The 26576-nt window shown below is 43.7% G+C and carries 23 protein-coding genes; 16 read left to right on the top strand and 7 right to left on the bottom strand.

Annotated elements, in window-relative coordinates; genetic code table 11:
* Window positions 1-410: 410 nt before the first annotated feature.
* The 6 genes from HMPREF0666_RS00760 (at window position 411) to HMPREF0666_RS18410 (ending at window position 6148) form a co-directional block, all read left to right on the top strand.
* Window positions 411-602, top strand: coding sequence for a hypothetical protein (locus HMPREF0666_RS00760; protein ID WP_009010359.1), 192 nt, complete (start codon window positions 411-413; stop codon window positions 600-602).
* 118 nt (window positions 603-720) lie between these two features.
* The gene (locus tag HMPREF0666_RS00755) at window positions 721-2640 is read left to right on the top strand and encodes a hypothetical protein (RefSeq protein ID WP_009010358.1); all 1920 of its coding nucleotides are present in this window, start codon (window positions 721-723) and stop codon (window positions 2638-2640) included.
* A 388-nt stretch (window positions 2641-3028) separates the two neighbouring features.
* Entirely contained in the window at window positions 3029-3214 is a 186-nt protein-coding gene (locus HMPREF0666_RS00750; RefSeq protein WP_009010357.1) for a hypothetical protein, read from the top strand.
* A gap of 663 nt (window positions 3215-3877) precedes the next feature.
* On the top strand, window positions 3878-4066 hold the full coding sequence (locus HMPREF0666_RS17175) for a hypothetical protein (RefSeq protein WP_009010356.1): 189 nt from the start codon (window positions 3878-3880) through the stop codon (window positions 4064-4066).
* Window positions 4067-4092: 26 nt separating this feature from the next.
* The gene (locus tag HMPREF0666_RS00745) at window positions 4093-5790 is read left to right on the top strand and encodes a hypothetical protein (protein ID WP_009010355.1); all 1698 of its coding nucleotides are present in this window, start codon (window positions 4093-4095) and stop codon (window positions 5788-5790) included.
* A gap of 226 nt (window positions 5791-6016) precedes the next feature.
* Complete coding sequence (locus tag HMPREF0666_RS18410) at window positions 6017-6148, top strand: hypothetical protein (RefSeq protein WP_255346418.1); 132 nt, start codon at window positions 6017-6019, stop codon at window positions 6146-6148.
* 1082 nt (window positions 6149-7230) lie between these two features.
* Here HMPREF0666_RS18410 and HMPREF0666_RS00740 read toward each other — a convergent pair.
* From HMPREF0666_RS00740 to HMPREF0666_RS00730, 3 genes are all read right to left on the bottom strand, one after another.
* On the bottom strand, window positions 7231-7461 hold the full coding sequence (locus HMPREF0666_RS00740; RefSeq protein ID WP_009010354.1) for a hypothetical protein: 231 nt from the start codon (window positions 7459-7461) through the stop codon (window positions 7231-7233).
* A 943-nt stretch (window positions 7462-8404) separates the two neighbouring features.
* Window positions 8405-9394, bottom strand: coding sequence for a glycosyltransferase family 2 protein (locus HMPREF0666_RS00735; protein ID WP_009010353.1), 990 nt, complete (start codon window positions 9392-9394; stop codon window positions 8405-8407).
* Entirely contained in the window at window positions 9381-10886 is a 1506-nt protein-coding gene (locus tag HMPREF0666_RS00730; protein ID WP_042855861.1) for an oligosaccharide flippase family protein, read from the bottom strand. The genes HMPREF0666_RS00735 and HMPREF0666_RS00730 overlap by 14 nt, the downstream gene beginning before the upstream one ends.
* A 57-nt stretch (window positions 10887-10943) precedes the next feature.
* Here HMPREF0666_RS00730 and HMPREF0666_RS00725 point away from each other — a divergent pair, with 57 nt between their 5' ends.
* The 3 genes from HMPREF0666_RS00725 to HMPREF0666_RS00715 all read left to right on the top strand — a co-directional run bounded on the left by HMPREF0666_RS00725 (window position 10944) and on the right by HMPREF0666_RS00715 (window position 14009).
* Window positions 10944-11837, top strand: a complete 894-nt coding sequence (locus HMPREF0666_RS00725; RefSeq protein WP_009010351.1) for a glycosyltransferase family 2 protein — start codon at window positions 10944-10946, stop codon at window positions 11835-11837.
* Window positions 11789-12772, top strand: coding sequence for a glycosyltransferase family 2 protein (locus HMPREF0666_RS00720; protein WP_009010350.1), 984 nt, complete (start codon window positions 11789-11791; stop codon window positions 12770-12772). Before HMPREF0666_RS00725 ends, HMPREF0666_RS00720 begins: the two co-directional genes overlap by 49 nt.
* 142 nt (window positions 12773-12914) lie before the next feature.
* The gene (locus HMPREF0666_RS00715) at window positions 12915-14009 is read left to right on the top strand and encodes a glycosyltransferase family 4 protein (protein ID WP_009010349.1); all 1095 of its coding nucleotides are present in this window, start codon (window positions 12915-12917) and stop codon (window positions 14007-14009) included.
* 123 nt (window positions 14010-14132) lie between these two features.
* Here HMPREF0666_RS00715 and HMPREF0666_RS00710 read toward each other — a convergent pair whose 3' ends face one another.
* Window positions 14133-14387 (bottom strand): DUF5053 domain-containing protein, encoded by a 255-nt coding sequence (locus HMPREF0666_RS00710; RefSeq protein ID WP_009010348.1) that lies wholly within the window; start codon window positions 14385-14387, stop codon window positions 14133-14135.
* Between the two features lie 1136 nt (window positions 14388-15523).
* Between HMPREF0666_RS00710 and HMPREF0666_RS00700 the strand changes: the two genes are divergently transcribed.
* From HMPREF0666_RS00700 to HMPREF0666_RS00675, 6 genes are all read left to right on the top strand, one after another.
* Window positions 15524-16474, top strand: a complete 951-nt coding sequence (locus HMPREF0666_RS00700) for an ABC-three component system protein (RefSeq protein ID WP_009010346.1) — start codon at window positions 15524-15526, stop codon at window positions 16472-16474.
* 1 nt (window position 16475) lies between these two features.
* Complete coding sequence (locus HMPREF0666_RS18595; protein WP_009010345.1) at window positions 16476-16700, top strand: ABC-three component system middle component 6; 225 nt, start codon at window positions 16476-16478, stop codon at window positions 16698-16700.
* Complete coding sequence (locus tag HMPREF0666_RS00690; RefSeq protein WP_009010344.1) at window positions 16691-18406, top strand: DUF2326 domain-containing protein; 1716 nt, start codon at window positions 16691-16693, stop codon at window positions 18404-18406. The genes HMPREF0666_RS18595 and HMPREF0666_RS00690 overlap by 10 nt, the downstream gene beginning before the upstream one ends.
* Window positions 18407-19564: 1158 nt before the next feature.
* The gene (locus tag HMPREF0666_RS00685) at window positions 19565-20242 is read left to right on the top strand and encodes a hypothetical protein (RefSeq protein ID WP_009010343.1); all 678 of its coding nucleotides are present in this window, start codon (window positions 19565-19567) and stop codon (window positions 20240-20242) included.
* Window positions 20242-22194, top strand: a complete 1953-nt coding sequence (locus HMPREF0666_RS16035) for a hypothetical protein (RefSeq protein WP_009010342.1) — start codon at window positions 20242-20244, stop codon at window positions 22192-22194. The genes HMPREF0666_RS00685 and HMPREF0666_RS16035 overlap by 1 nt, the downstream gene beginning before the upstream one ends.
* A 369-nt stretch (window positions 22195-22563) precedes the next feature.
* On the top strand, window positions 22564-23622 hold the full coding sequence (locus HMPREF0666_RS00675) for a hypothetical protein (protein ID WP_009010341.1): 1059 nt from the start codon (window positions 22564-22566) through the stop codon (window positions 23620-23622).
* 119 nt (window positions 23623-23741) lie between these two features.
* Here the strand turns inward: HMPREF0666_RS00675 and HMPREF0666_RS00670 are convergent, their stop codons facing one another.
* Genes HMPREF0666_RS00670 through HMPREF0666_RS00660 form a run of 3 tightly spaced genes read right to left on the bottom strand, consistent with a single transcriptional unit; the run spans window position 23742 to window position 25112 of the window.
* Window positions 23742-24185 (bottom strand): hypothetical protein, encoded by a 444-nt coding sequence (locus HMPREF0666_RS00670; RefSeq protein WP_009010340.1) that lies wholly within the window; start codon window positions 24183-24185, stop codon window positions 23742-23744.
* A complete protein-coding gene (locus HMPREF0666_RS00665) occupies window positions 24185-24601 on the bottom strand; it encodes a helix-turn-helix domain-containing protein (RefSeq protein ID WP_042855800.1) in 417 nt (138 codons plus the stop codon). Before HMPREF0666_RS00665 ends, HMPREF0666_RS00670 begins: the two co-directional genes overlap by 1 nt.
* Complete coding sequence (locus HMPREF0666_RS00660; protein WP_198010528.1) at window positions 24594-25112, bottom strand: hypothetical protein; 519 nt, start codon at window positions 25110-25112, stop codon at window positions 24594-24596. The genes HMPREF0666_RS00665 and HMPREF0666_RS00660 overlap by 8 nt, the downstream gene beginning before the upstream one ends.
* Before the next feature lie 1151 nt (window positions 25113-26263).
* Here HMPREF0666_RS00660 and HMPREF0666_RS00655 point away from each other — a divergent pair.
* The gene (locus tag HMPREF0666_RS00655) at window positions 26264-26557 is read left to right on the top strand and encodes a hypothetical protein (RefSeq protein WP_009010337.1); all 294 of its coding nucleotides are present in this window, start codon (window positions 26264-26266) and stop codon (window positions 26555-26557) included.
* Window positions 26558-26576: the final 19 nt, after the last annotated feature.

Genomic DNA, 26576 nt, shown 5'->3' with positions numbered 1-26576 from the left:
TCTATTAACAATCTACACATTTAACGGAAGAACCCTTTTTCTCATCCCCTTCTATCCCCCCTATCCGCCCTCCGAAAGTGTTACTAAAAGCCATGCTTGTCTCCCTGTTACCCTGTCTTCCTTTTGTCGTTATGTCATTTTGCCCAAGCGTGTCATTATGCCATTCTGACTAAAAATACCTTGTCTTACATTTACGAGACCCCACTTTACACACGACAATATAGTTATTTTTGTAAAAATATCAAACTAATTTATATCTTTTAGGCCCTATTCATGAAAATAAAGGTTAAACCATTAGTATCTATAAAATATTATATTTAACTTTGTATTCTACTTTGTAAGCAAGTTTAACTACTTCTGCAAGGAAAATGGTAACTAATTTTTAAAATTAAAATAATAATAACATAGCGATGAAGAAAACTTATTTAGAACCAGAAACGAAGCTTTATGCAATGCGTGTAGAGGGTTTTTTAGCCGGAGAATCAAACATTACTGCAGGTACAACAGACCCTCAACCAGGTGGCGACCCAACACATCAGAACCGCACTGGTAACAACCCATCTCAAAGCTCGGCGAAGAAAGCAATAGAGTGGGATATCTAAGGAACACAAAAGCATAAACTTAGACGGTAAAGATGATTAAAGGAGGAAATGAAGACGAGTACAAAAAGATGTACTTCAGTATAACAACTTATATATTTAACTTATAATTACCGATTTTATGAGAAAATCAAGTAAGATAGCAATTGCCCTTTTGGGCACTGTGACAATTGCTTTGTCTGCTTGTCAGACTGACGAACTATCAGAGACAGCTGGGACTGACAATACCCCAAAGGTATATCATGTCACTGCATCAGCTGAGCCTGCTCAAGGTTCAGGAACAGCCACTCGTGCCCTCGCTGTTGACCCAGCTAATGGAAAAAGACTCATTTCTGAGTGGGCAGAAAACGACGAGTTAGCCGCATTCGTCAATGGCGATGAAGGCAAACGAAACAACTATTTTGTTTTGACATCAACCAGAGGTGGCAAGTCCGCAAGCTTCAAAGGCGACATTGCTGCAGCTGGTCGCTCTATGTCAACAAGTGATAACATTAGCTTCCTTTACCCTGCTGTGGCATTAAAGGGTGCTAACAAAACCATCACACCAGTTGAAAGGAAAGAGGAGAGTGTAGCAGTTGGTACTGTATCAAAGATTATATCATACGTTCCAAGTGCTAAAGCACAAAAATACGTTAGTCTCAACCTTAGTCGCCAAGATGGTACTGCAGCTACACTCGGTAGTCGTTTCGATTATCAGACTAAGAGTGCTCACCCTGAGAGTGTAGAAGGTGACAAGCTAAACATCAAGATTGGAACATTACAGCGACTCGTTTCTTTCTGGGGTTTACGCTTCACTGATGAAAATAACAACAAACTCTCAAACATCGACTCTGTCTACGTCTCAAACATCAAGGCTTCTGGCGTACTTGACTTAACGAATAATAGCTTTGTTAATGACGACGCATACGAAGAGAGTAGAGCTATCGCTGTTGTCCCTGCAAAAGGAACGAAGTTTACTTCTGCTAATAATCAGTACACTTACGTAGCCTTGTTACCTGGCAACTACACGCAGATACATATCATGGTTTATGCTAATGGAAAGAAGTATGAGCAGGACTATGACAACGTAACACTCGCTGCTGATAAGGTTTATCACACTGATATCCTTCACATGAAGCCTGTATATCCAAAGCCATGGGTTGAGGTACAAGGTGTAAAATGGGCAACTGGTAACTTTATACACTATGGTCCTGCCAATGCCGGATATTGGGGTATTGCACCAGCACAGTGGTGGATATCACAGCGCGCAGTGACCTTAGATGGGAATAGAAATATTACCAATTATAATGCTGGTAACACTACTTCTCAGTTTGCTAATTTTCCAACTCAGAAGGCAGAAGATGTCGATCTCTTCCGTTATGGACTTATTAAAGAGGCATTGGATTTGAAGAATAGTGATCTATTTAAATATAGTGTTGCAGGTAAGAAACTTTATTATCCTTCAAGCCCTGGTTCTTATACTGATTGGGACATAAATGGAACTGGCGCAACACGTGGTGACATTGCTTGGTATTATACAAAGGGCAAGCATCAACGCTATCGTATGCCATCTGGTGACGAAATGAAGAAGCTCTACACAGAAGCACGTGCCATCCCTGCTTATTGCTACACAGATAAGGGTACTAAAGTTTATGGTGCTTACTTCACAACCAGTACCAGTGGCGGCCATCGTCGTTTCCCTGCAAAACGTTTTGTAAGGTCAATAGATAACTACACTAATGTGACCGCACTTGTACAAGCTAATAAAGGATTGTTCTTGCCATATACAGGATTGCGTGACCCTGGTGCTGTTGGTATGAAGATGAGAGACTTATCAGGCGATGGTAACGCATACGGTCAATACATGACAACTGACGATAGCAAATGGAATGACCGCTCAGCTGACTTCTTCTTTGGTGCAGCTGAATGGAACTGGGCAGAACACCCTAAGACACAAGCTAAGGCTATCCGCCCTGTTTGGGACTCTGGTGATGGTACCAGTGATAATCCTACATTAGACGAAGATTATCTTAATCTACGCAAATCGATAGGTCTTAAATAAGGAAACATACCTAAGGCACTGCCAATGGTCATGCTTAATTAATTTGGTTGTGAGCTCGGTTTCTTACCGAGCTCATTTCTTTTTCTTTATCTCTTCTATCATGTTATACTTGCAAACCTTTATGTTAAACAAACACACTGTTCTACTATAAAACAAAAGAAGAATGACCTAATGACTGCTTCAGAATATAGTTAATAAGATAATTTTAGGCCTTTTTTCGCTATGCAACCCTACAATTTTAATAAATATAGTGCTTTTTCAAAAATATTAATTAACTTTGTCTACGAATTTAAGGTTGTCTGACGGCATATCTATGGACTATCTGCAGACCTCCCTTCCCTATCGTTCTTACAGCTTATTTGACAATAAACACTTAAAATATAACGTAATGAGAAAGAAGAATTATACAAGCCCTTTTTGTGAAGTTTACCCTTTGAACGAAGAAGGTGCACTGTTGGGTAATACAAATAATAATAATAGCACGCCAAGTAGTAATGACAGTACTCAACCTCCGACGTTACGTGTTGATAATAAGAGCGGCAAGGAGATTGATAATTCAGACGATATCTTCTAAACGTGTAAGAGGGGTTCTGCAATGTTGAATAGCAACATTATTACGCATCATCACCCTTAGAAAGACTTATTAGTACCCCCGATTCCATGTGGCATAACGGGACGGTTCTGCATTAGGTTACGACAGACTCACCTCGATTGTAGCCCAATGACTCACCGTATTAATCATGTGCCTGCTTGAGAAAGGATAATTACGCCCTACTTATCAATTCCCACTATTATTAGAGTAACCCCTCAAGAAACGACTATTATCACTACTCCCACGTACTAAGACCATATTTACAGCATGATTAAAGGTCACCGTTTCCAATCTAAAGACAGGTAAATTATGCTGTACAACAAAACCTTCTGCAACATTTTGTTGCCTTAACTATTATCTTAACAATTAACCCAAAACCATACACTACATAGCCTAAAGAGAAGTGTAACAGAATGTTATCTTTTCACTAAAAGTATGTTAACTTTATTATATTTACCAAATTTCTATTCTTCACCGATACTTTTATCGTACCTTTGTGCCGCATTACTAAATAAAGATCACGCAAAGTTATAATCAAGAATCGGTTTATGTCACTTTGAAATATTAATGTTTTAAACTAAAAACGATACGCTTTAAGAAATCAATTCATCTATCAAAAATATAAGATTAAATTACTCAATTAAAATGAAAAAAGATTATGTGAAGCCATGCAGTTCATGTATAGCCATGGCTGCTGAGCAAGCTATGTTGGCAGGAAGTGATAAAGGTCTTCGTATTACAAACGAAAACTTTGAGAGGGCGGATCCTATCGTACTTGGCCCTTCTACGGCTGGAGGTGCTAAGAAAAACCCATTCGATTATGATGAAGAGTAAATTAAACCATTAAAAAAAGAAAACAAATGAATTTCAAGAAGATTTACGGTCTTATCCTTGGTGTCATTGTCGCAGGCTTGACATCATGTTCAAGCGATTTGAATAATGAGGAGAAAGCTCCTGTTAGTCCTAATGAGACAGCGAAGCGTACGCTGAGCATATTTACTGGCGATGCAAAAACTCGTTCTGAAGTAAATATTGATGCTGGTAATAAGTGGGTTACTGGTGATAGATTTATGGCTTTTAACCGCACCTTTACGGGTTCTTCTTCTGAGTCTCGTTATGGCGTGTTAACTGCAAGTAGCACTGGTACAAGAACAACACTTGATGGTGTAATCGCATGTAAGGATAATGACGAGTTAGGCATTTTCTATCCTGGTTCATACGTTACAGGATTTGATCAGGGCAAAATGCCAGTAATTATGACTGCAAGTTATATCAATGGTAATAAAGGGCAAGATGGTTCTGTGGAGAACCTAAAGTACTTTGATTATAGCTATGGAAAAGGAAAGGTTACAGTTAATGGTGCTTCTGCATCAGGTAGCGTTGATATGAAAAAGTTGTATTCTGTCTTAGAGTTAGATTTCACAGTCGGCGGTACTAAGCTCACGAATATCAAGAAGCTCGTCCTTTCTAATGTTTATACAGAGGCTGTTTACAATATTCCGAATGATAAGTTAGAAGATTATGAAACAGGTAAGATAGAAGTTAATTCACCGGTAGCACTCGAGAAGGTATATGTAGCTATATTACCACAGAACCACTTCAGCCCTACATTTGAAGTGTACACAACAGATAATAAGGCCTATCGTTTCGCTGTAAGCACTCCAAACTTTAATCTTGTTGCTGCTAAGGTTTATCCTTTCACAGTGCAGGTTAAGGAAGACAGTCCATACATTCCTATTAATGGTGTTAAGTGGGGTAAGTATAACCTCCAGTATTCTACAGGTACTAAAATAAATGGTTGGGTAGATGGTTATCACCTTGCAGAGAATCCTTGGGACTATTATATGTATACACCTTCGAAAATTACAGAACCACTTTCGGATTTACAAATGTCTCTTCCTACTTATAATCCAAATGATGTTAAGTTTGATCACTTTAGATGGGGTGATATTGAATATGCTTACGACTATACAAAGACTGGACAATTCTGGACTGAAAGAAGAGATATACAAGGTGTTATTAGCTCAGATAAGAAGCATGGTGATTTGGCTGCATACGCTTCTAACAACAAGTGGAAACTTCCAAGTGCTACGGATTTCAATAATCTGATGAAAGCTACTGCAGAGTATCTCGGTTACTTTATCGATGATAACGGTAACAAGGTTTATGGTGTGTTGTTTGATCCAAACGTAGCAGAAGGACTTAAGGGTAAAGTCTTAGATAAGAACAATAAAGTACTTGGTTCAAGTAATACGGGTTCTATAATTAATGCAGGTAAGAACTTGAGACAGTTTGTTAAGTCAGATTTTGACAATGCACTTTTCTTCCCTATGGCTGGTATATATTATACTTATACTGGTGCTATTGATAAGCCAGGTAGTCAGGGTGGATATTGGACCTCAACAAGTAATACTGGTAATGACAATGCTGCAGCATTCATGCCACAGATAATGAGTAATTCTTTGGGTGTTTATCAAGGCTTCTCTGGTACTACTCGGAATGCTTTGATTAACAAGAATAATATGCACAGCATCCGTCCTATCTATGTAGGACAGTAAGACAAACGGACTCACCCCATCCTTTCTCCAAAGGTAGAAGGGAATAAATGCCGACCTACCTAATTATGGGTAATCACGCATAAGGGGTGTAGGACGAGAAATAGAGATTAAAGAAGAAGAAGTAAAAGACAGTAGTTTTTTGCTTCTTCTTTTTTTTGTGTTGTGAAGAAGAAGGCCTTGGGCGAACGAGTAGAGAACGTTGGGGCGGAGGCAATGTGGGAAGGGTTTGAAGAGAGCGCAGGATGAGTTCGTGGACGAAATACCATGGGTTCAGCGAATGATACGGAATGAGTTTGTAGACGGTGCAGAGTGGGGGCGTGGACGAAACACCATGGGTTTAGTGGATGATACAGGATGAGCTTGTAGACGGTGCAGAGTGGGATTGTGGACGATAGAGATTGGGGTTGGTGGTGAGTAATCATGATTTCGTGGACGAAGAGAAATGGGTTTGTGGTGATACAGGCAGGAGGTGTGGACATTACAGAGTGGGGTTGTAGACGAGGCAGGGGTGCTTTGGTGGGTTAAGCAGAGTGTGTTTGTAAGCTATTTTCATAGTACTTAAATATAAGGGAGGCCATTAAAGGTTGCGAAAGACGCCTTTCATCGTTCGAGAATATGCCCTTCTTGATGCAAGAAAAGCCCCTTCTTGATGCAAGAAAGGCATATTCTCGTTTCGTGTTCGTAACTCTTTGGGAACGTGCAGGTTATAGTCTCGTATCTTGCAAATATTTCTTTCGTAAATAAAGGGCTACCTCGTCACTATTTGTAAATGTTTTTCATGCGCATTAAGAATAACACATATCACCCCACAAAAGTCTCGCTCACCGATTTTTATCACATCTTTCTCTCATGCTGGAGAGTTTTTTTCTCACAGAGCGCACAGAGTTAACAGAGCTTTTTTGCGCACGTTTCGAGCCCACAGAACGCCTTCGGCATACAGAGGTCACAGAGGCCTTTCAACTAACATTAGCTGTAAGGTTCTGTGATATCGGTTGACTTAATGTCTCTGTGAAAGTTTGTGCGTTCTGTCCATCTGTGTTCTCTGTGAGAAAAAATATGTCATTCTTTATTTGTCATTATGTCATTCTGTCTTACAAAAATCACCAGTTTCTCTCCCTCACTCTGTTATTCTGTCTTACAAAAAACACCTGTTTCTCTTCGTCCCTCTGTTCTTCTGTCTTCAAAAAAAATCTGTTTCTCTCCGTCCCTCTGTTATTCTGTCTTCAAGACCACCCCTTCTGTCTCTCCTGTCCTCATGTTACTCTGTCTTCAAAATTACCCTGTCTACCTTTGTCATTAGGTCATTATGTAGGCCATCAGAGGATACAGAACTTAGATAAGACAGTACAGAAAAAACAGAAAAGAGGGTGTGTCTATTATGACACACCCTCTTTTGTTATGTTATTACCTCGAAGAGGAAATCAGTTCTCAGCGTCCTTTTTATTTCTTTCTTCCATTTGTGATGTATTTTATAGCAACGTTCATATCTCTTGCAATAACCTTTGCATCACGCTGGAAGTCTTCTCTGTCGTTCCCTTGCAAATAACGTTCAAATCGTCTTACAGACGTCAGTCCTAATGATGACAAGAAACCTGTTCGCAGGTTTGGTCTATGTTTTAGGAGTTCCGATGTCGTTACTTGCTTGTGAGTGATATCTAAAACTATGTTCATAACCATTCGTGTTTGTTATAAAACAAATACGTTGCAAATATAAGACTTTTACTGTGAAAACAAAAGCGAAAGCACAATTATTTTTGCGTCGGGCATAAGAAAAGAGGGTGTATCATTATCAACACATTCTCTTCTCAGTCTTATTGATAGTCGACTCACACGTCGGCTTGCGATGAAGAGATAAACGCCTTATTCAAATGGTACTGTTCTCACTGCCAATATTATCTGTAACGTTCTGTGATGTGTGTCGGGCGCAAGGCCTCTGTGGAATACGGTGTGTTCTGTTCTTCTGTGTTCTCTGTGAGAGAAAGAAAGGTCCTCCGAGAGAGAAAGAAAGGTCCTCTGTTAAAAATATAATACTAACCATGTGAACAGGAAATGTCAAGATGTTTTACAGACTATTCCCTTCTCTTTTCGAGAAAAGGCCGAGTCTGAAGCAAGAAGAGGCGCTTCTACGTTCAAGAACATGCCCTTCTTGCGTCAAGAAGGGCGTCTTCTACAAGCAAGAAGGGCATATACTTGAACGTAAAACGTAACACACTGATTTCTTGTGGGTTATATCCTCGGTTGTAGGCAATGATATCTGCGTGTGTTGAGGGTGGTCAGCTTGGTGATTTGTAAGGATTTTTTATCACCACATGAACTCTCCTCTCTCACATACATCACACCCAACGAAAGCAGTAACGCTCTGTGTTCTCTGTATGCCGAAGGCCCTCTGTGGGCTTGAAACGTGCGCAAAAAGGCTCTGTTAACTCTGTGAGCTCTGTGAGAGAAAAACTCCCCAGCGTGAAAGAAAGAACTCCCCAGCGATTTGTTTGTGTGACATCTCATAGCGAGGGTGCGTTCTATTTCTCACAGAAGAACACAGAAGAACAGATTTCACAAAGGCCCACAGAGACATTAAGTCAACCGATAACACAGAACCTTACAGCCAACAGGAACCTCACCTACTCTCCTTATTCCTCCCAACAAGCGCACGGAGGGTGAAATAGAGCTCTTCTTGAAGACGGAAGAGGAGCCATGAAGGACGGAAGGGGATATAGCCGAACTTACGGCGGAGGGACGGACTCACCTGCTGAAGATGAATGGTTTGCCAGACGTGGCGCATGATTGACAAGGCTTCTTGGCGGTCGGTGGACGAGAGCTCATGCCGATGAAGATAATAGAAGAGGTATAACCCCACTAAATTCTGCCATCTCAACGTCTCATAACAACGGAGGTTGGCTTCGGAGGTACCCATGGCGACGAGCTGACTACGCATACGCTCGTTGGCTAAGAGATAGTCGAAACGACGCACACTGACCCTGTGTGTGGTAGAAGAAGAGTGCTGCCGATAGTAGTAAACACCCTCGCAGACCGCTACCTTACGGGATTTTAGATAATGAATACGTGTTATGTTCTCGTCACTATACGTCCGTAGGGCATCGTCGTAAGGGTAGGCATGGTGGATAGCTGCCCTGATGGCATAGACTCCATGTATCTTCCATGTAAGGCTATCGACAAATGCTCTCTCACCCGACAGGGCCTCGAAAGGGGGCATGGGATAGGTTTTCTCACGCCCATCAGCATAGTGGAGAACAACCTGAAAGAGTACGCTATCAACGTCATCGGTGAAGGTCTTGCAGACAGCCTCAAGTGCATTGGGGGCTAACCAGTCGTCACTATCGACAAAGCAGATAAACTCGCCCGAAGCATTCGACAGTGCCACGTTGCGGGCAAAGGCTATCCCATGGTTCTTATCGAGGGCAAACACCTTCACACGAGTGTCTCTCTCGGCATATTGTCGTAGGATGGCAAGGGAGTTATCGGTTGACGCATCGTCGACACAAAGCACCTCTATGTCGTGCAAAGTCTGCCCTAAGAGGGAGTCAAGGCATTGCGGCAAGTAGGCAGCCGAGTTATAAACGGCAACGAGAATACTAATCTTTGGCATGGCGAGTAAACTTATTTTTCACCTTATTAATCAAAGCGTTCCACAGTCCCGACTTCGATCTCAACACACGAAGGGAGACTATCGTACTGATGAGGCACAACGTTAGGGCTGCTCCCCAGCGTAGGCTGTCATGTTCAGAACGTACACAAAAGAAGACGAGGAGGCCGATAGTCATCTGAATGAGCGTATAGACCACCACAGAAGACGACAGTCGATAGTCGTAACGAACGTACGTATAGCCGTAGACACAGCCGAGATTGAGCACTCCTGCTGCTGCTGCGCCTAATCCAGCACCGAAGAGTTGTCCCTTCCAGAAGCCGAGTAGCACGAGAGAAACAAGTAGGAGGTCATACAGACCCTCTAAGATTAGATAAGAGCGGGAGTCGCCCTTGGCCAAAGGGATATACTCTACGGGTAGGCGAATGGCCCGCACATACATCGCCAAGACCAACACTTGTGCCATGCCGAGGGCTGGGAGGAACTTATAAGAATAAAGGAAGAGAATCAACTGGGGCAGGAACAAGAGGAAAAAAGACAGTAGAGGCGAGATGAGCAAGAGCGTCACTTCTATCTGACGGTTGACGATCTGGTTGAAAGTGAACCGTAAGCTATTCACACCAGAGAGCCGAGGAAAGTAGTCAGTCTCCATCGCTGAGAACACCATACCAGCATAAACCATCGTCATCATGAACCCTGCATTATAGAAGCCAACGGTCGACAGGTCGGCTACATTGTTCAGATAACTACGTATAATCAGCTCGGCTCCAGAGCCTAAGATGCCTGCGAGGACGAAAGCTGTGCCCAGACGTATCATGCCCCAACCCTTGTCTAATAACGACTTACGCAAGGAGACGTGTGGAGGATAGAGCCGATAGGACACGACAATGGTTAGGAGTAGTTGCACCAAGGCCATCAATACCAACGAAGGGACAATGGCTGTGTCGCCGAAAAGATAGTAGAGTGGGACGGTCAGAACCAAGGCTGCGAGGACATTATAGACCGAGATAGCCGCTAAAGCACCCAACTTACGGATGCCTTTGAGGATGGCCAGTTCGCCTCCCGCCAGTGCTGTCAGTGCAACACAAGGCGAGAGTAGTACGAAATGAAGCGTGTGGCCGTCCCATGAGAAGGTGTAACGACTTAGCAGCGGACTGAGAACAACGCAGATAAAAAGACCCAACAAGGCCGTCAGCAAGCTCCATGAGCGCACGACAGCGATGTCGGCCGTCAGCTTCTCCTCGTCTCCCTTGTCGTAATCCTCAGCCAGATTGCGCACAGCACTCATAGGGATACCGAAGTTCGTAGCGTCGCCTATGAGTCTTGTTGACGAGTTAAAGAGAGAGATAAGACCGACTCCCTGCGGTCCAAGTAACATTGCAACGCACTTGTTACGGACGATACCAATCAGCACATTCAGCACCTGTACACCACCAAAGAGGCTGATGTACTTTAAGATATGTAGGTAGCTGTCAGTATTAGAGGCTTTTTTCATCATAATAACTAACGCATTTCAAAGTTTTTTATTATTTTTGCATCAAACTATTATCACATGAGTCTATCTATTATCATACCTATCTATAACGTTGAAGACACGCTTCGTCGCTGCTTGAGGAGTGTGTTGGCTCAGATAGACAACACGATGGAGGTGGTGCTCATTGATGATGGTTCGACGGACGCTTCACGGCTGATTGCACAGGAGATGACGGCCGACAGGGCGAACTGTAGGCTTATCTACCAGACAAATAGGGGTCTTTCGGCTGCAAGAAACGCAGGGATAGACGTGGCAACAGGCGACTATATTACCTTTGTCGACTCTGATGACTTCGTTGCCGAGGGTTCTTACGCGGCCTTGATGGCTGTGTTAGCTGCTCACCCCGACTACGACATCCTTGAATATCCTGCCTTGCTGCACTATGGATGTGCGTCGAAGCAACGCTTGCTGACCTTCGATGACACGACAGTCGACTCTGTTTGCGACTATTGGCTACGAGGTGGTCACCTCCACACCTACGCTTGTAATAAGATTTTCCGACGTGATCTCTTTTCTGAGATACGCTTCCCTGTGGGCAAGGTGTTCGAAGATGTCTATACTTATCCTTATCTCCTGCAACGGGCAAAGGTAGTGGCAACTACCTCCGTGGGTCTCTACTATTATTGTCAGAACGACAGAGGCATCACCGCAAAGGCTGGGGGAAAGGAACTGACCGACCTCCTCCATGCGCATCTCAAGCACCTTCATCTATGGGGAGAACTGACTCCTGCCTATTACGAGGCGTTGGTTAACATTCAGTTGGATGTCTATGAGACCACACATGCCGCTCCCCTCCTACCCGTCCTACCCTACAAAGGAACCTTGAAACTCTTTATTCTCCACCTAATAGGATTAAAACGCTTATGTCAACTCAACCAGTTTATTCACAAAATAAGGAAGATAAGCCATTAGTAAGCTTCATTGTCACTTACTATAGCGAGCCTATTGACGTACTACGAGACTGTGTCAACAGTATTTTGGCATTGAGTCTCAACGCAACCGAACGCCAGATTATCGTCGTGGATGACGGTGCGGACTATTCGCCTATCAATGAGTTACTGGCCCTATCGGCCGACATCATCTACGTCAGACAGCCTAACCAAGGATTAGGACAGGCCCGAAACACGGGATTGGCCTTGGCTGAAGGCAGCTTTGTTCAGTTCGTTGATGGCGACGATATGTTGCTGACAAGCACCTACGAGCAGTGCCTTGACATCATTAGATACCAAGAGGCCGACATGGTTCTGTTTGAGTCTACGGACAAGACAACAGCCAAACCGCTCGCTGACGCACAGGGGCCGGTTAGTGGAACGGAGTATATGACACACAACAACATACACGGCTCGGTATGTACGCTCCTCTTTCATAAGGACATACTACACGACCTTCGCTTCCCGAAGGGTACGCTCCATGAGGATGAAGAGTTTACCCCACAACTCATGCTACGTGCTGAAAGCATCTACACAACCCATAACAAGGCTTATTACTACCGTAAACGCGAAGGCTCAATCATGCACAGACGTGACAGACGGTGGCGCATCAGACGCCTTGCTGACGCCGAACAGGTTATCTACCGACTACAAGAAGGGGTAGACCACCTCCCTGTTAAGGAGCGTATCGCTATGGAACGACGCATCGCACAACTGTCAATGGACTTGATCTACAATGTCATCACGCTCACACATGACGAGACTCATCTCAACCATGTACTCCAACGTCTCTCCCAGCATGGCCTCTTCCCGCTGCCTGACAAGGATTATACAAGTAAGTATAAATGGTTTAGAAGAATGACGAACAGTAGTTTCGGACGTAGATTACTACTAATGACTTTACGTCTGAAACGGTAATTTTTATCTACGAGAAGGGGACTGACTGCCTTACACCTGTCCTATCCCAAGACATCTGTGATGGCCTAATAAGAACACATGAACAGGACGATCTAAAAAGCAACTAACCCCTTCTCCCTCAGCGAAAGAACACCCACAACGAATGAGAATCCTCCTCTTAGGCGAATATAGTAACGTACACAACACACTGGCAAAGGGTCTGCGCCAATTAGGACACACGGTGACTGTGGTCTCGAATGGCGACTTCTGGAAGAACTACCCACGTGACATCGATGTAGCCCGACACCCTGGTCGACTCGGTGGACTGCGCCTATTGGCTAAAATCTATGCCTTGCTGCCACGCCTGCGAGGCTATGATGTCGTGCAGTTCATCAACCCCATGTTCTTTGAACTTAAAGCCGAACGCCTCAGCTCGATATTTCGTTATCTGAAGAAGCATAATAAGAAGCTGATACTCTGTGGTTTCGGAATGGATTACTATTGGGTAGATACGTGCTCAACGACGATACCCTTGCGGTATAGCGACTTTAATATCGGTAGCAGACTGCGCCAGAACGAGGAGGCTAAGGCCGAGCGCAAGGACTGGATCGGTACGGAGAAGGAACGGCTCAACATACTGATGGCGAACGAGTGTGACGCTATCGTGACAGGACTCTACGAATACTGGCGATGCTACGAACCGCATTTCCCGAAGAAGACGGTCTTTATCCCCTTCCCTATCGTGGTGGGTGAGCGGCCCAACATACCCGACACACCACCAGACCGACTGAACCTCTTCATCGGAATTAGTAAGAGTCGGTCGGCTTATAAAGGTACGGATATCATGCTGCGAGCGGCCGAGACGGTGAAAGAACACTATCCCAACAAACTCAACCTTAAGCTTGTAACGGGCTTACCCTTTGATGAATACGTGCGTACGATGCTGGGCTCGGATGCTATCATGGACCAGCTCTACAGCTACACGCCCTCGATGAATCCCTTAGAGGCCATGTCCCACGGTATTATCTGTATCGGTGGCGGCGAACCAGAGAACTATGCTATCCTCAACGAGACCGTCCTCCACCCCATCATCAACGTCCTCCCCACCTACGAGAGTTGTGTGGAAGAACTCACAAAGCTGGTCAACAACCTCTCTCTCGTCCCCTCTCTCCGCCGCCAAAGCTATGAGTATGTCCGCAAGCACCACGACTTTATCAAGGTGGCCCAAGCCTATATCGAATTGTATAGGGGGGTGTGAGGGAGAAAAAAAACAGTGGGCAACGCTATTAAACAAATACATAAAGCCCCCCGCAAAGCGAGAGGCTGCTATGCACTCACAGGCGATGAGTGACTTTTGTCATAGGCTCAATGAGAACCTCACCTATATATTCTCAGCAGCTCGACGTATCCGAGCAGACAGGTCCATAAGCGCATTTCGCAGCTGTTCAGCCTCTTGTTCGTTGAAACCACCTGCTCCTCCATTACCGTCGATACCATCCATTTTGTGGTAGAACCACGACGATGACTTCTGGAAATAGGTTCCTGCAAAATCCCGCCATGAGACAGCCATAAGGATGTCTTGTACTTTTCTTTTCATATCTGTAACCACTACTGGTTTTGTCATTACTGTTTCCATATTTGTATGCTGTTTATGTTTTAATATGCTCTCCCACCTGATAAGGAGGGGAAGAGGGCGTTTATTCGTCGTATGATGACCGAACCATTGAGTCGAAGAGTTGTTGTAAGTCCCACAAGAGCTCGGGGTATCCGTTTGGAAAAGACCGATTGTAATTTCTTATACCCTCAAGGAGTTCCCGCTCTTCGGGCGTAACCTCCATCATTTCCTTCCTCTGTTTCATATTCTCATAGTATTCTTTTGACAATACAAAAGTACTATAAATATTTGTAGTAAGCAAATGTTTACTACGAAAAAACGTAGTGATGTTGTATCAAGCATGTCAAATCATGGATGTATCAGAACTGTCATAACAATGCTATTCAGAGATATTCTCGTAAACTCATAACTATTCGCTTGGATAGAAAAGGCCATACTCATTTATGTTATTTTCTGTTTGCTGTCATATTTAACACTTCTCGCAATAACCTTTCTTTCAGTAGGTTGCATAAACAAAAGCCGTGACAAGAATGACAGCAAATCTTAAACTACGATTTAAGAGGGAGTTGGAAAAGGGAAAGAGAAGAGGAAAAGCTACTCACACTGATAGTATTCATCATGATTGTAATTGAAAGATATTAAGATTAAACCTACTCATGCGTGATACTCCAAACATACTTTACAGCCTTTCAATTATCTCGCTATGAAAGAAAAAACATACGCTCTGTGAGGAAAAAAAACGCTAAACTTTCAAACAGGAATTGTCAATATATTTCAGTTGTCATACCCCCCTCTTTTCGAGGAAAGGCCGAGCTTGGAACAAGAGAACGCCCTTCATCAACCAAGAACATGCCCTTCTTGCACGTTGAAGACGCCCTTCTTGGTGCAAGAAGGGCATGTTCTCAAACGCTATCTGTAACTTTCTGATTTATTGAATGTTATAAAGATGATTGCAGGGAACGCCATACATCTGCTTAGAGGGTGTTTAGCTTGATAAGATGTAATGATTTCTTACATTATTAAAGACCTCGTCCACTCACAAAGCATACGTCATAAAAGGACTCATTATACGTAAGCATTTCATGGAAAAATTTGGTTAATCAGTAAATAATGAGTATTTTTGCAACATAGAACTGGGCCAATCAAGTGAAAAACCTATGGAGCTGAAACGTCTTACAGGCATTATTACATCAAGATTATCGTACCTTTCATCTGAGGTTAGATTGAATGGTTCGATTAATCTACACGACTCTAATGTCCTATCAGAAGATGTTTTTAAGGCGATTCTGAACATTACCTATAGTCTTAAACTTCAGAATGCGAACTTAACAAAACAAAATATTAAAGCCATAGACTTGATTGACTGTTCTTCTAAAACTATCATTCAGGTATCTTCCGACAATAGTAAAACAAAGGTTCAAAGCTCTTTGAATAAGATTGAACCATCTAAATACGAAGGCTATACATTTAAGTTTGTCTGCATATCAAAGGGTGTCTCTCATCTAAAGAAATATCATTTCAATGTCCCTAAAGGCATTAGCTTTAATGTTGAAAAGGATTGTTATGACGACAAACGAATAGTAAGAGACGTTTTAGACAAGGATATTGATACCATCAGCGCATTGGCGTCATACCTTGAAAAAAGCATCTTACCTGCTACAGCCGACGAGCGTCGACCTTCGGTTATTACGTACGTTATTAACCGTCTTGCCGATGAACCACTCGCTGAAGTAGCTGTAAATCCTGATACAAAGGCCTTCGAACTTAAGCCAAAGATGGATTTCAATAGCTTAAACAAGTGGAAGGATGTCATCTCAGAATATACCGTTTACAGCTTATTGGTAGATAAGATATATAGAGCGTATGATGAACAGGGTGTAAACAAGAGCTTTACAGTTCTGTCATCGTTGCATGATTTATATCTTAACTTAGCTTCAGAACTAACAGGCGACGCCTTGTTTGATAAGCTATTAGAGTCGGTGTATGAAATAGTTAACAAAGACTATGAGTATAATGAGTCGTTGACTCGTGAAGAACTCCAAATGAATATAAAGATAGTTTTGGTAGACGCTTTTGTCAGATGTAAGATTTTCAAGAAGCCTGAATAGTATGCTTTTACCCGATAACATAGCTCCAGAAGACAGCATCTACTACAATGGTGCGATTGTGTTACAAGTGGTTCAGAGGGAACATCGTATCTCTTTGACCAACTTGTTCTGTGAGGTCAATAAGCATAAAACTATCTCTTTCTCCCTTTTCTTACTGTGTTTAGATTGGCTGTATTTGATTGATAGTGTTGTTATTCAGAATGAGGAGGTTATATTATGTTCCTAAGATACTTACAAATAGAGAATGTTCATGGTTTGATCCGACGTATAGATTTCCATCAAGGGTTAAACCTCATTGTTGATGAAGTTTCCACTGATAATGAGGAAACGGGCAACAATGTGGGTAAGACAACTGTGTTGCGACTCATTGATTTCTGCTTTGGTATGGAGGGAAATAAGATTTACACTGCGACTGAAGGGCCTAAAGTCGTAAATAAAGAAGTGAAAGAATTCCTCATGGAAACTGAGGTCTTGATTACTCTTTGCCTGGCAGATGGATTTACGGAGAATGCTAAGAAGGTTATCGTAAGGCGTAACTTCCTTTCTGGGAAACGTTCTGTATTAGAGTTCAACGGCCAAAAGATAGAAAAGAAAGACTTTGAGGGCGAACTTGAAAAGGCTATATGGGGTATTGAAACATCGAAACCTTCCTTCCGACAAATCATCTCTCACAACTTTAGATATGATGACAATCGCCTTACAAACACGCTTAGAACATTGAACCGATACACTTCAGATATAGAGTATGAGACGCTACATCTGTATATGTTCGGCTGTAACTTTGATGATGGCGACCGTAGACAAGAACTTAGTAAGAAGCTTACTACAGATTATAAATACAAGCGTCGACTTGAGAAGACTGCCAGCAAAAGTGCACTACGCTCCAAGTTGGCTCTTGTCGAAGGCGAGATTGCAGAACTGAACACGAAGAAAGAGGAGTTACACCTTAATCCAGACTTCGAAAAAGACTTAGAACAACTCAACAAAGTCAAAGCCTCTCTTAGCGAGCTTGCCGTCAAACAGACCGCTCTACAGCTTAGATATAACTTAATAGAAGAAGCTGTTGAAGACTTAAAAGCCCAGAAATCTGATATTGACACCAAACAACTTGAACTGATCTATCGCCAGGCATCGGCCATGATAACGACGTTGCAGCATACATTCGAGGACTTGCTGGCTTTTCACAACGAGATGCTTGTACGTAAAGTAGACTTCCTTTCAGCGGAGTTACCGCAGTTGAAGCAGTCTATCTCTGCTTGTAACACGGATATATCGGCCTTGCGTCAACAAGAACAACGGTTAGCAGAGAGGCTACAACAATCTGCTACTATCGAAGCACTTGATGAGCTTGTTGCTCAGCTAAACCTTAAATATCAAGAGAAGGGCGCATTAGAGCAGCGAATAGCACAAATTGAAGAGGTAGACAAGGCTATCGCTTTGAATGAGGAGATATTAAAGGACATTGATAATGGGTTATTCTCACAAAGCAAACAAGACTTGGTTCAGAAACAACTTGACAAGTTCAATCAGTATTATTCGTCTATTTCTAAACGTCTCTATGGCGAGAGTTATGCGATAGAATACAGTCTGGTAAAAAACAAGGAAGGGAAGAATACTTACAAGTTTGCCCCTTTTGCGACGGATAACTTTAGTACTGGAAAGAAACAAGGAGAGATAGCTTGCTTCGATATGGCCTATATCATGTTTGCTGATGATGAGAAGATTCCTTGTCTGCACTTCATCGTGAATGACCAAAAAGAGCTTGTTCACGATAACCAACTAATGCATATTGGCACATTGGCAAACGACCATGTTGATATTCAATATGTAGTTGCAATTCTTCGAGACAAGCTGCCTAACGAATTAAAAAAGGAGGAAAACATCGTACTTAAACTGTCACAACATAGCAAACTGTTTAAGATTGAGGAGTAACAAGCTTGTCGCCTTGCTGCTCCAAAAGGGCCTTTTCAGATATAACAGTTAAGGATTAAGACCCACCCTCGGGGCTTAGTCCTCTTTTTGTGACCGCTCTCAAAAACCTACCCCATATATACTCATTTATTTTATTTTTAGTTTGTTGTCATCTTTAACACTTCTCGCAATAACCTTCCTTTCAGTAGGTTGCATACACAAAAGCCGTGACAAGAATGACAGTAAATCTAAAACTACGATTTAAGAGGGAGTTGGAAAAGGGAAAGAGAAGAGGAAAAGCTACTCCCTCTGATAGTATTCATCATGATTGTAATTGAAAGATATTAAGTTTAATCCTACTCATGTGTGATACTCTAAACATACCTTACAACCCTTAAATTATCTCGCTATGAAAGGAAAAACATACGCTCTGTGAGGAAAAGAACGTTAAACATTCAAGCAGGAATTGTCAATATATTTCAGTTGTCATACCCCTCTCTTTTCGAGGAAAGGCCGAGCTTGGAACAAGAGAACGCCCTTCTTCATCCCAGAACATGCCCTTCTTGCACGTTGAAGACGCCCTTCTTGGTGCAAGAAGGGCATGTTCTCAATTCGTGTTCGTAACTCTCTGATAACGTGCTGATTATATTCTTGTATCTTGCTAATATTCCCATCGTAAATAAAGGGCGACTTTGTCGTGTCCTGTAAAGGTTTTTCACGCAAGTTAAGTATGACTCATATCATCACAAAAAGGTTCGCTCACCGATTCTTGGCTTAACTTCCTCACACGTTGGGAAGGTTTATCTCTCACAGAGCACACGGAGGTCACGGAGGTTTTAAGCACACGTATTAATTCGTGGAAAGTTTTTTCTCTCACAGAGCGCACGGATGAACAGAACACACAGCATTCCACAGAGACATTAAGTCAACCGATTTCACAGAGCGTTACAGCCAACAGAAGCCTCACCCCCAGCCCCTCTCCGAATGGAGAGGGGAGTGATCACCGAGATACCCCTACATATTCTCCAATTTTGAGCAGCCCAATAGGGGTAACCTCACATACTACTCCCCTCTCCATTCGGAGAGGGGTTGGGGGTGAGGCCGGTTCTTTTTTTACTTTCCTCCCTTGCTTTTTAAGAAAATAAACCGTATATTTGCGGAGAAACTACCATTGGCAAGATGCAGAGACAGCAATGTGAAGGACAGAAAGGACGGACGTGGAGCTGGGAACTAACGATTATAATGCTGATACAACTTGTCTCGGCAGGGCTCTACGGACTGATATTTATATTAATGTATGACGCCATCCACCTGCGATGGGGACTGAGTTACGCATTGATATGGACTGCCCTACTGTCGCCCTTCGCCCTCATGATTGCCGCACGAAAGAGTAGATGGAAACTGTATATACGTATTTACAGTGCACTGATGGCCTTTGCGCTGTGGCTAATGTCCGTTTTCTGTCAACTCTTGGGGGCCGACATCTTTCTCCCAGCCACCTGTTACTGTAAGGACGGAGACTACCTCGTAAGACGAACGTACGACTTCTTCGACAAAAAAAAGATAGGGGTTTATAAGGTGGAGGACCTGACGGAGAGGCTACAGTCTACTTATAGCTATGCGAGTCTCGACTCTATAAAGGTGTACGAGTCGCTGAATGCCATCGCCTTCTACTGTTCGCCTCACATTGAGAAAGGCCCCTTTGGCAACAATCACATTGGTCCTATCCGTGTACTCGAACAGCTCACTGACGACCCGTTAGACTCGGTTCAGATGAAAAGAGTGGAACAACTTGCCCGCAGACGCAACCTTAAAATTGGCATCTCGCTGGTAGATTACTTAGAAGAAAACGAATAATGATGAACTATCCCGCACTTAAACAACATGCTTACCTCGTAGTGACTCTCCTCGCTCTAACCCTCCTTGGCAGTAGCTTCAAGGGTGGGGTGACCGATAGGGACGACTTGCCCGATAGCATTCGGATGGCCGTTGACTCACTAAACAAGTTTGGACTCTTTGCACAAACTTACCGACTGGGGACGAATGGGACGCCATCTGCACAATACGACTATGCTGATTGGCTCAGACGAAACGCCACTGCCGACCAGTTGGCGACGATTGCTAAGACTGGCTCAAGCCCTGTCACACGCCTTTGGGCACTCAGACTGCTACTGGAGGAACCCCATCCACAAGTGGTCGACGTGCTGAAAGCGGCTGTCAATGACACCACTGAGACGCAAGAAGGATATGGCTGTCTCTACTCAAACATGCCGTTCAACCTCGCTGCCTTTAAGAACTATTACTTCGATCAGGAGAATGTTCAGACGAAGGAGACGCAGGAGGCGATAGACAGTATGGCTTTCTTTGATTTTATGAGGCGTTATGACTATGACACAGAGATACTCGAACAGCTTGAACCGAAGCCGAGCTACTATGCTGCTGCTGCCGAAGCTGCTGACAGTGGACGGGTGGGTATCTTGCCGTTGTTGGTTAAGTATAAGAATCCTAACGACCGTCAGCGTATCAACAGACTGCTTATGGCCGACTTTGAAAAGGAGGGGGAGGTGTCTGCAATGTGCCGTAATGCTGTCGAGACATGGGGCAAACCCGACTTTGAGGAGTATGCTAAGCATGTTTGCCAGGCTGTTATCGGTAAGCCAGAATACTATAACTCAGACTTTTATCTGCCTCTTCTCTTCCGCTACCCAGCACCTTGGAGCTATCAACTCATCGAGAATGTACTCGCAGGAAAGGACCGATACAGTGACATCGAGGACTATAAGGAATACATGAAAAGTCGAGCTGACGAGGGTGAGGTGCCTCCTCTCTTCCAATCACTATACGACAGATACATGCAAAAAAGGCGGAGTGTCAGAAATGGAAGACCACAGACGGAGGAGTCGCGGAGGGTTCTTAAGATGGCTGTTGACGCCTTAAACAAAGAGAGCTACTTTGCTGAAAGCGAGAAGAAGGGCACTTACCCTACCTATAGACTCGAACAGATTGACTACGCAGACTCGATATACTACAACGCTACTACCGACCAACTGGTAGCGTTAGCCACATCGAGTCCATCGCATATCACACGCCTCTGGGCCCTACGGTTCCTATCAGAAGAACCTAACAAACATGTGCTTGGCATACTGAGAAGGGCTATCAACGACACAACAAGCGTCTGGCTGATGTCGAGAATGGGAGTACATGAGGTAGAACCATATAACCGCTTAGCCTTTCGATACTATAATGGTGCCAGCACAAAATGGCCAGAAGAGATGCAGACACCTATCGACAATTTGTTGTTCTTCGTCTACATGAAGCGATATGGGTATACGGACGACCTCCTTGGTTACCTTCGTCCGCTCAAGCGCTACCACCCCACCATTATTAAAGAGGCCGATAAGGGCAACACAGACGTGTTGACATTCCTCCTTCGATACAAGAATCCAAACGATATAGGCCATATCAATAAACTACTGAGGCTCGACTTGAAGAAGAATGGGAAGCAGACTGACACGGCTTACATGCTCCAAATCTTTTGGAAGAAGCCCGACTTTGAATGGTATGTGAAGACTATCTGTCTTGCAGCCGACAAGGATAAGGGGTTGTACTATGACCCTCGTTACATCTCTCTCATGTGGGACTATCCCGCACCTTGGAGTTATCATCTATTTGAGAAGATACTCTCTGGGAACGACCCCCTCACCATCAAGGATGTTGTAATGAACGTCCTAAGAGAGAAATCAGAACAGAATGCAGTCCCAACTGCCTTCCGCCCCCTCATTGAAAAGTATGTGGAGAAGGAGAGATGAGGGACCTCCCCCAGCCCCTCCGAAGGAGGGGAGCCCCCAACAGGACATAGTTTGATATGGTTGGATAAACTCTTCTTCATACTTTCACCACCTTATCTGTTAAAGACCCTCACCTCATTTATTAAAGTCCCTCATGCTATCTGCTCAACATACCGACCTTATTTATTATATAGTTATACTCCTTCAACATTTGTCATTATGTCATTATGTCTTAAAAAGAATATCTGTCTCTTTTTGTCATTATGTCATTCTGTCTAAAAAAGTACATCTGTCTCCATTTGTCATTATGTCATTATGTCTTAAAGAAAACATCTGTCTACATCCGTCACTATGTTATTCTGTCTTCAAAATAAATCCCATCTGTTAAATATGTCTTACTCTGTTACCCTGTCTTCCATACCCTGTCACCCTCTATCCACGGGTTATTCTGTCTTCAAAAGGGGGGCACACGCTATCCTGTCGTTGCTCCTTTTGGTTCTTTTTGTCGGCAGCCATAGCGCATGTGCACGACTATCTGCACAGCTGTCTGACACCGCCAAGATAGCTCTCGACTCCCTCCACCGCTGCCGTTATATGGCTCTTACACGAGGGATAGGCGTCGCTGGCACACCATCCAAGCAATTTGTCTATGCCAACCAACTAAGTCGTCACACCACAACTGACCAGTTAGTCGACATTGCCAACACCGACACGTCGCACATAGCACGCCTGTGGGCCTTCCGAGTCCTACTCTATAAGGGTGATAACCAAGCACTTGACGTATTGAGACAGGCATTCAGCGACACGACACACGTAGACTTCATGTCTGGTTGCAGCGAATCTGATGAGCCCTATAACCGTGCTGCTATCATCGTCTACGGCTACGACTACAGCCAGCTCAAGCTCTCCGCACACCTACGTAACGCCCTTGATAGCCTCATCTTCTTCGACTACTCGAAGCCACAAGGGTTTGCTGATGGGTTGGTAATAGACTTCAAACCGAACAAGACCTACTATCCCACGGTTGTTGAGCAGGCCGACAAAGGCAACGATGCCGTCCTTCCTCTCCTCGCAAAGTATAAGAATCCCAACGACCGCGGGCGTATGAACAGGTTACTGAAAGCCAATATGAAACGAGAGGGAACGGTCAGCGACGCAGGATGTGAGGCCGTCACCACATGGAACGACCCCTCTTTTGAGTGGTATGCCAAGTCTGCCTGCCATGCCGCCCTCAGTCAGCAAGACGCCTACGTAGATGGTATCCTCCCCTTGCTATGGGCTTATCCCTCCCCATGGAGCCTTCAGCTCTTCCAAAAGATACTCTCCCCAACAGCCGACTCCTTCAACCGAGAAGCAGCCATAGAGTTCCTCTCACAACAAGCCAAGGCCCACCCCATTCCCCCCACCTTCCGTCCCCTGTATGAGAGATATGTGAGGGGAAGGAGGTAAGTAGGACTTATCACAACAGCGTTGAGCGGTCAGTACCACTCAACGCATAGTATTATACGATAAAAATATATAGGTACTCTCGCAATAGACTAACAACAGGCTGCACCTGTTGTTAGCCTCTATTTCTTTCGTACTGTCGAACTGGAACTAATAACACTCATAGGTATTAGTGGCAACACCACCTCCTCCAATGGCGTACCCTTCAGATTCTTTGCAAGCATACCACGGATAGCTCCGATGCACACACTTATGAAGGTATCTATAAGAGCAGGGTTCGACACCTTCAAGTCGGCCTCCTGCATGTCGTTAACAAAGCGATGGAAAGGTTTCACAACGAACTCAGCTCTAACGCCTTGCAGCACTAACTCCTCACCATCGCACATCAGTCTGACACGCATTGAGACAACAATACGCTCTGGCTCAGCCGTTGCGTTAATGCGATGCTCAAACTGAAAGGCAAGCTTTTCTTTGTTAACTCGTGTAAAGTCAGTATCGTAATTGAACTTATAGGAGTCTTCTTGCATTCCTATAATACCATATTCTATCTTATCACCACTTCTCATTATCCCACCTTCTCGGTCTTTGTTCTACAATCAATATAGCTTAAACTGTAAGTCCAACATGACTTCTTGGCAATCTCTGCCCCTGTCCCTCGACCCTTCTCAGATAAGAGTACGTGCGTAGGGACAGAACATGCCGACTGCGCCTCAGTGTCTATCAGCGTGATGTTCAGTGCTATAGAAATCTCAGTAAGGGTGTCTATCGTGAAGTTCCTATCGCCCGATAGCCATGAAGAAACCTCAGACTCCGTCTTACCGACCATCTTGGCAAAAGCTTTCTGGGATATACCCTTATCTTTAAGGGCACTGCCTATCTTCGCAGCAACCATCATCCGGTTGCTTGTCTTCTTAAGTTCAACCTCATCAATAGTAGAGAGAAGCTGACTTAAAACGTCCTTAGTTACATTCATCTTACTCATACACGTCAAAGTTCTCGTAGTTTAATTCCCCATCTTCACGCACAATAATCTCTCTCTCCCTAATTCCCTTGTTTATTTTCTCGGCTACATATTTTATCTGTTCAACCTTTGCATTAAGCTTGGGGTCGTCTTGGTAGGCTCTAACATTCTTCTCTCCGCCAGAGCCTAAAAGGATTACTGTATTGTTAAAGTATATCCCGTATAACCTAAGGTTACCTACAGAGAGAGCGACAACACCATCGGCTATCTTCCCCTCACCCTCTTTGAAGAATTGTTTAAGACATCCCGTATCTCTGGCCATAACAATTATCTTGTTGAACATCACCTTTAGGTACTTGTTAGTTAAGTTCTCGTTAAAGAATTGTTCTAATAAGGTTGTATCGTTACCATCAAATATGACGGAGTAGATATGTGCTTTAGCTCCTGAAAGGGATTTCACCTCCTTTATCTGAAAGCTCATAGTATATATGTTTATAGGTGCAAATATACGAGATAATTCGGATATATCCAAATTATTGAGAGAACTATTCTCTATTTTAACTTTTCGATATCCAATATACCAAGGAAGAGTTATCTGATATCCAGAGCACTCCTACGACTACTCTACACTACTCTCTTTACAATACAAAAATATCTTTACAAACAACCGAGCCTATCACCCTCAAAACTATCCTACAGCACTCCCTATAATCAAGCATATAACCCACAGAAAATCAGAACTTTACACTTAGCGATTAAGAACACGCCCTTCTTGCTCGTAGAAGACGCCCTTCTTGGACCAAGAAGGGCATGTTCTTGAACGTTAAAGAGCCTCTTCTTGCTTCAAGCTCGGCCTTTTCTCGATTGTAGAGAGGAACAGCCTGTAAAATATCTTGACATTTTCTATTTGCATGGCTAGTAATCTATCTCTCACGGAGGACCTTTCTTTCTCTCACAGAAGAACACAGAAGAACAGAACACACAGCATTCCACAGAGACATTAAGTCAACCGATAACACAGAGCGTTACAGCCACCTGAGGCCTCACCCCCAGCCCCTCTCCGAATGGAGAGGGGAGTGATCACCGAGATACCCCTACATGTCCTCCAAATGTTCAGCAGCCTATCTCCTATCATTAGCAGCCCAATAGGGGTAACCTCACATACTAACTACCAGTTGGCCCCTCCCCCGTCCCCTCCCCAGAAGGGAAGGGGAGTGATCACCGAGATACCCCTATGAGGAAGAGGCCCCTCCCCCTTCCCCTCCCCAAAAGGGAGGGGCGTAATCACCGAGATACCCCTATGGCTAATCATCAACACCTAACAACTATCACCCAACACCCTTCTTTAGCAGTAATGCTCTGTGAACTCTGTATGCCGGAGGCCTTCTGTGGGCTCGAAACTGTGCGCAAAAAGGCTCTGTTAACTCTGTGAGCTCTGTGAGAGATAAAACTCCCCAAGAACTGTGTTAGCAGCCTAATAGGGGTAACCTCACATACTACGCCCCTCCCTGCGGGCTACTCTTTCTACACATCTTTTTAACATTATAACACATTGATACTCAGTAAAATACTTGCGTATGTCATGGTTTTTTAGTATCTTTGTATATGCAATTAAACAACATATTTGACTCCCTCGGAGGAGATAAGAGAATCGAATGAAGAGTTAATAGCTTGTTCGATAAGATGGTAGAGAAACAGAGTGCGGTTATTAATAAGTGCTTCGAAGATAAGGCACCTAAAGTTGGTGCCTATAGAGTACTACGTAATAAGAACTGGGATATGGAAGATCTAATAGATAGAATAAGGCAATTATCTGGTAGTGAGTGTGTTGGACATAAACATGTACTATGCATACAAGACACTACGGAGCTCTCTTACGACCACATGAAAGGGCGTTTGAAGGAGGATGACCCCGACTTTGGAGATGGTTCTATGCAACTGAAAAAGTATTACTATTTTCGTACTATCCAACTATGATTGTGGACGCTGAATCATG

The sequence above is a fragment of the Prevotella sp. C561 genome, from assembly GCF_000224595.1.
Taxonomy (GTDB): Bacteria; Bacteroidota; Bacteroidia; order Bacteroidales; family Bacteroidaceae; genus Prevotella; species Prevotella jejuni.
The sequence above is the reverse complement of the archived record's forward strand: the minus strand, read 5'-3'. Positions and strand labels throughout refer to the sequence as shown.

Bases quoted from the DNA above. Each gene is read 5' to 3' on its own strand.
- HMPREF0666_RS00760 (WP_009010359.1), top strand. From the start codon at position 411: ATGAAGAAAACTTATTTAGAACCAGAAACGAAGCTTTATGCAATGCGT.
- HMPREF0666_RS00755 (WP_009010358.1), top strand. From the start codon at position 721: ATGAGAAAATCAAGTAAGATAGCAATTGCCCTTTTGGGCACTGTGACA.
- HMPREF0666_RS00750 (WP_009010357.1), top strand. From the start codon at position 3,029: ATGAGAAAGAAGAATTATACAAGCCCTTTTTGTGAAGTTTACCCTTTG.
- HMPREF0666_RS17175 (WP_009010356.1), top strand. From the start codon at position 3,878: ATGAAAAAAGATTATGTGAAGCCATGCAGTTCATGTATAGCCATGGCT.
- HMPREF0666_RS00745 (WP_009010355.1), top strand. From the start codon at position 4,093: ATGAATTTCAAGAAGATTTACGGTCTTATCCTTGGTGTCATTGTCGCA.
- HMPREF0666_RS00740 (WP_009010354.1), bottom strand. From the start codon at position 7,461: ATGAACATAGTTTTAGATATCACTCACAAGCAAGTAACGACATCGGAA.
- HMPREF0666_RS00735 (WP_009010353.1), bottom strand. From the start codon at position 9,394: ATGCCAAAGATTAGTATTCTCGTTGCCGTTTATAACTCGGCTGCCTAC.
- HMPREF0666_RS00730 (WP_042855861.1), bottom strand. From the start codon at position 10,886: ATGAAAAAAGCCTCTAATACTGACAGCTACCTACATATCTTAAAGTAC.
- HMPREF0666_RS00725 (WP_009010351.1), top strand. From the start codon at position 10,944: ATGAGTCTATCTATTATCATACCTATCTATAACGTTGAAGACACGCTT.
- HMPREF0666_RS00720 (WP_009010350.1), top strand. From the start codon at position 11,789: ATGTCAACTCAACCAGTTTATTCACAAAATAAGGAAGATAAGCCATTA.
- HMPREF0666_RS00715 (WP_009010349.1), top strand. From the start codon at position 12,915: ATGAGAATCCTCCTCTTAGGCGAATATAGTAACGTACACAACACACTG.
- HMPREF0666_RS00710 (WP_009010348.1), bottom strand. From the start codon at position 14,387: ATGGAAACAGTAATGACAAAACCAGTAGTGGTTACAGATATGAAAAGA.
- HMPREF0666_RS00700 (WP_009010346.1), top strand. From the start codon at position 15,524: ATGGAGCTGAAACGTCTTACAGGCATTATTACATCAAGATTATCGTAC.
- HMPREF0666_RS18595 (WP_009010345.1), top strand. From the start codon at position 16,476: ATGCTTTTACCCGATAACATAGCTCCAGAAGACAGCATCTACTACAAT.
- HMPREF0666_RS00690 (WP_009010344.1), top strand. From the start codon at position 16,691: ATGTTCCTAAGATACTTACAAATAGAGAATGTTCATGGTTTGATCCGA.
- HMPREF0666_RS00685 (WP_009010343.1), top strand. From the start codon at position 19,565: ATGCAGAGACAGCAATGTGAAGGACAGAAAGGACGGACGTGGAGCTGG.
- HMPREF0666_RS16035 (WP_009010342.1), top strand. From the start codon at position 20,242: ATGATGAACTATCCCGCACTTAAACAACATGCTTACCTCGTAGTGACT.
- HMPREF0666_RS00675 (WP_009010341.1), top strand. From the start codon at position 22,564: ATGTCTTACTCTGTTACCCTGTCTTCCATACCCTGTCACCCTCTATCC.
- HMPREF0666_RS00670 (WP_009010340.1), bottom strand. From the start codon at position 24,185: ATGAGAAGTGGTGATAAGATAGAATATGGTATTATAGGAATGCAAGAA.
- HMPREF0666_RS00665 (WP_042855800.1), bottom strand. From the start codon at position 24,601: ATGAGTAAGATGAATGTAACTAAGGACGTTTTAAGTCAGCTTCTCTCT.
- HMPREF0666_RS00655 (WP_009010337.1), top strand. From the start codon at position 26,264: ATGGTAGAGAAACAGAGTGCGGTTATTAATAAGTGCTTCGAAGATAAG.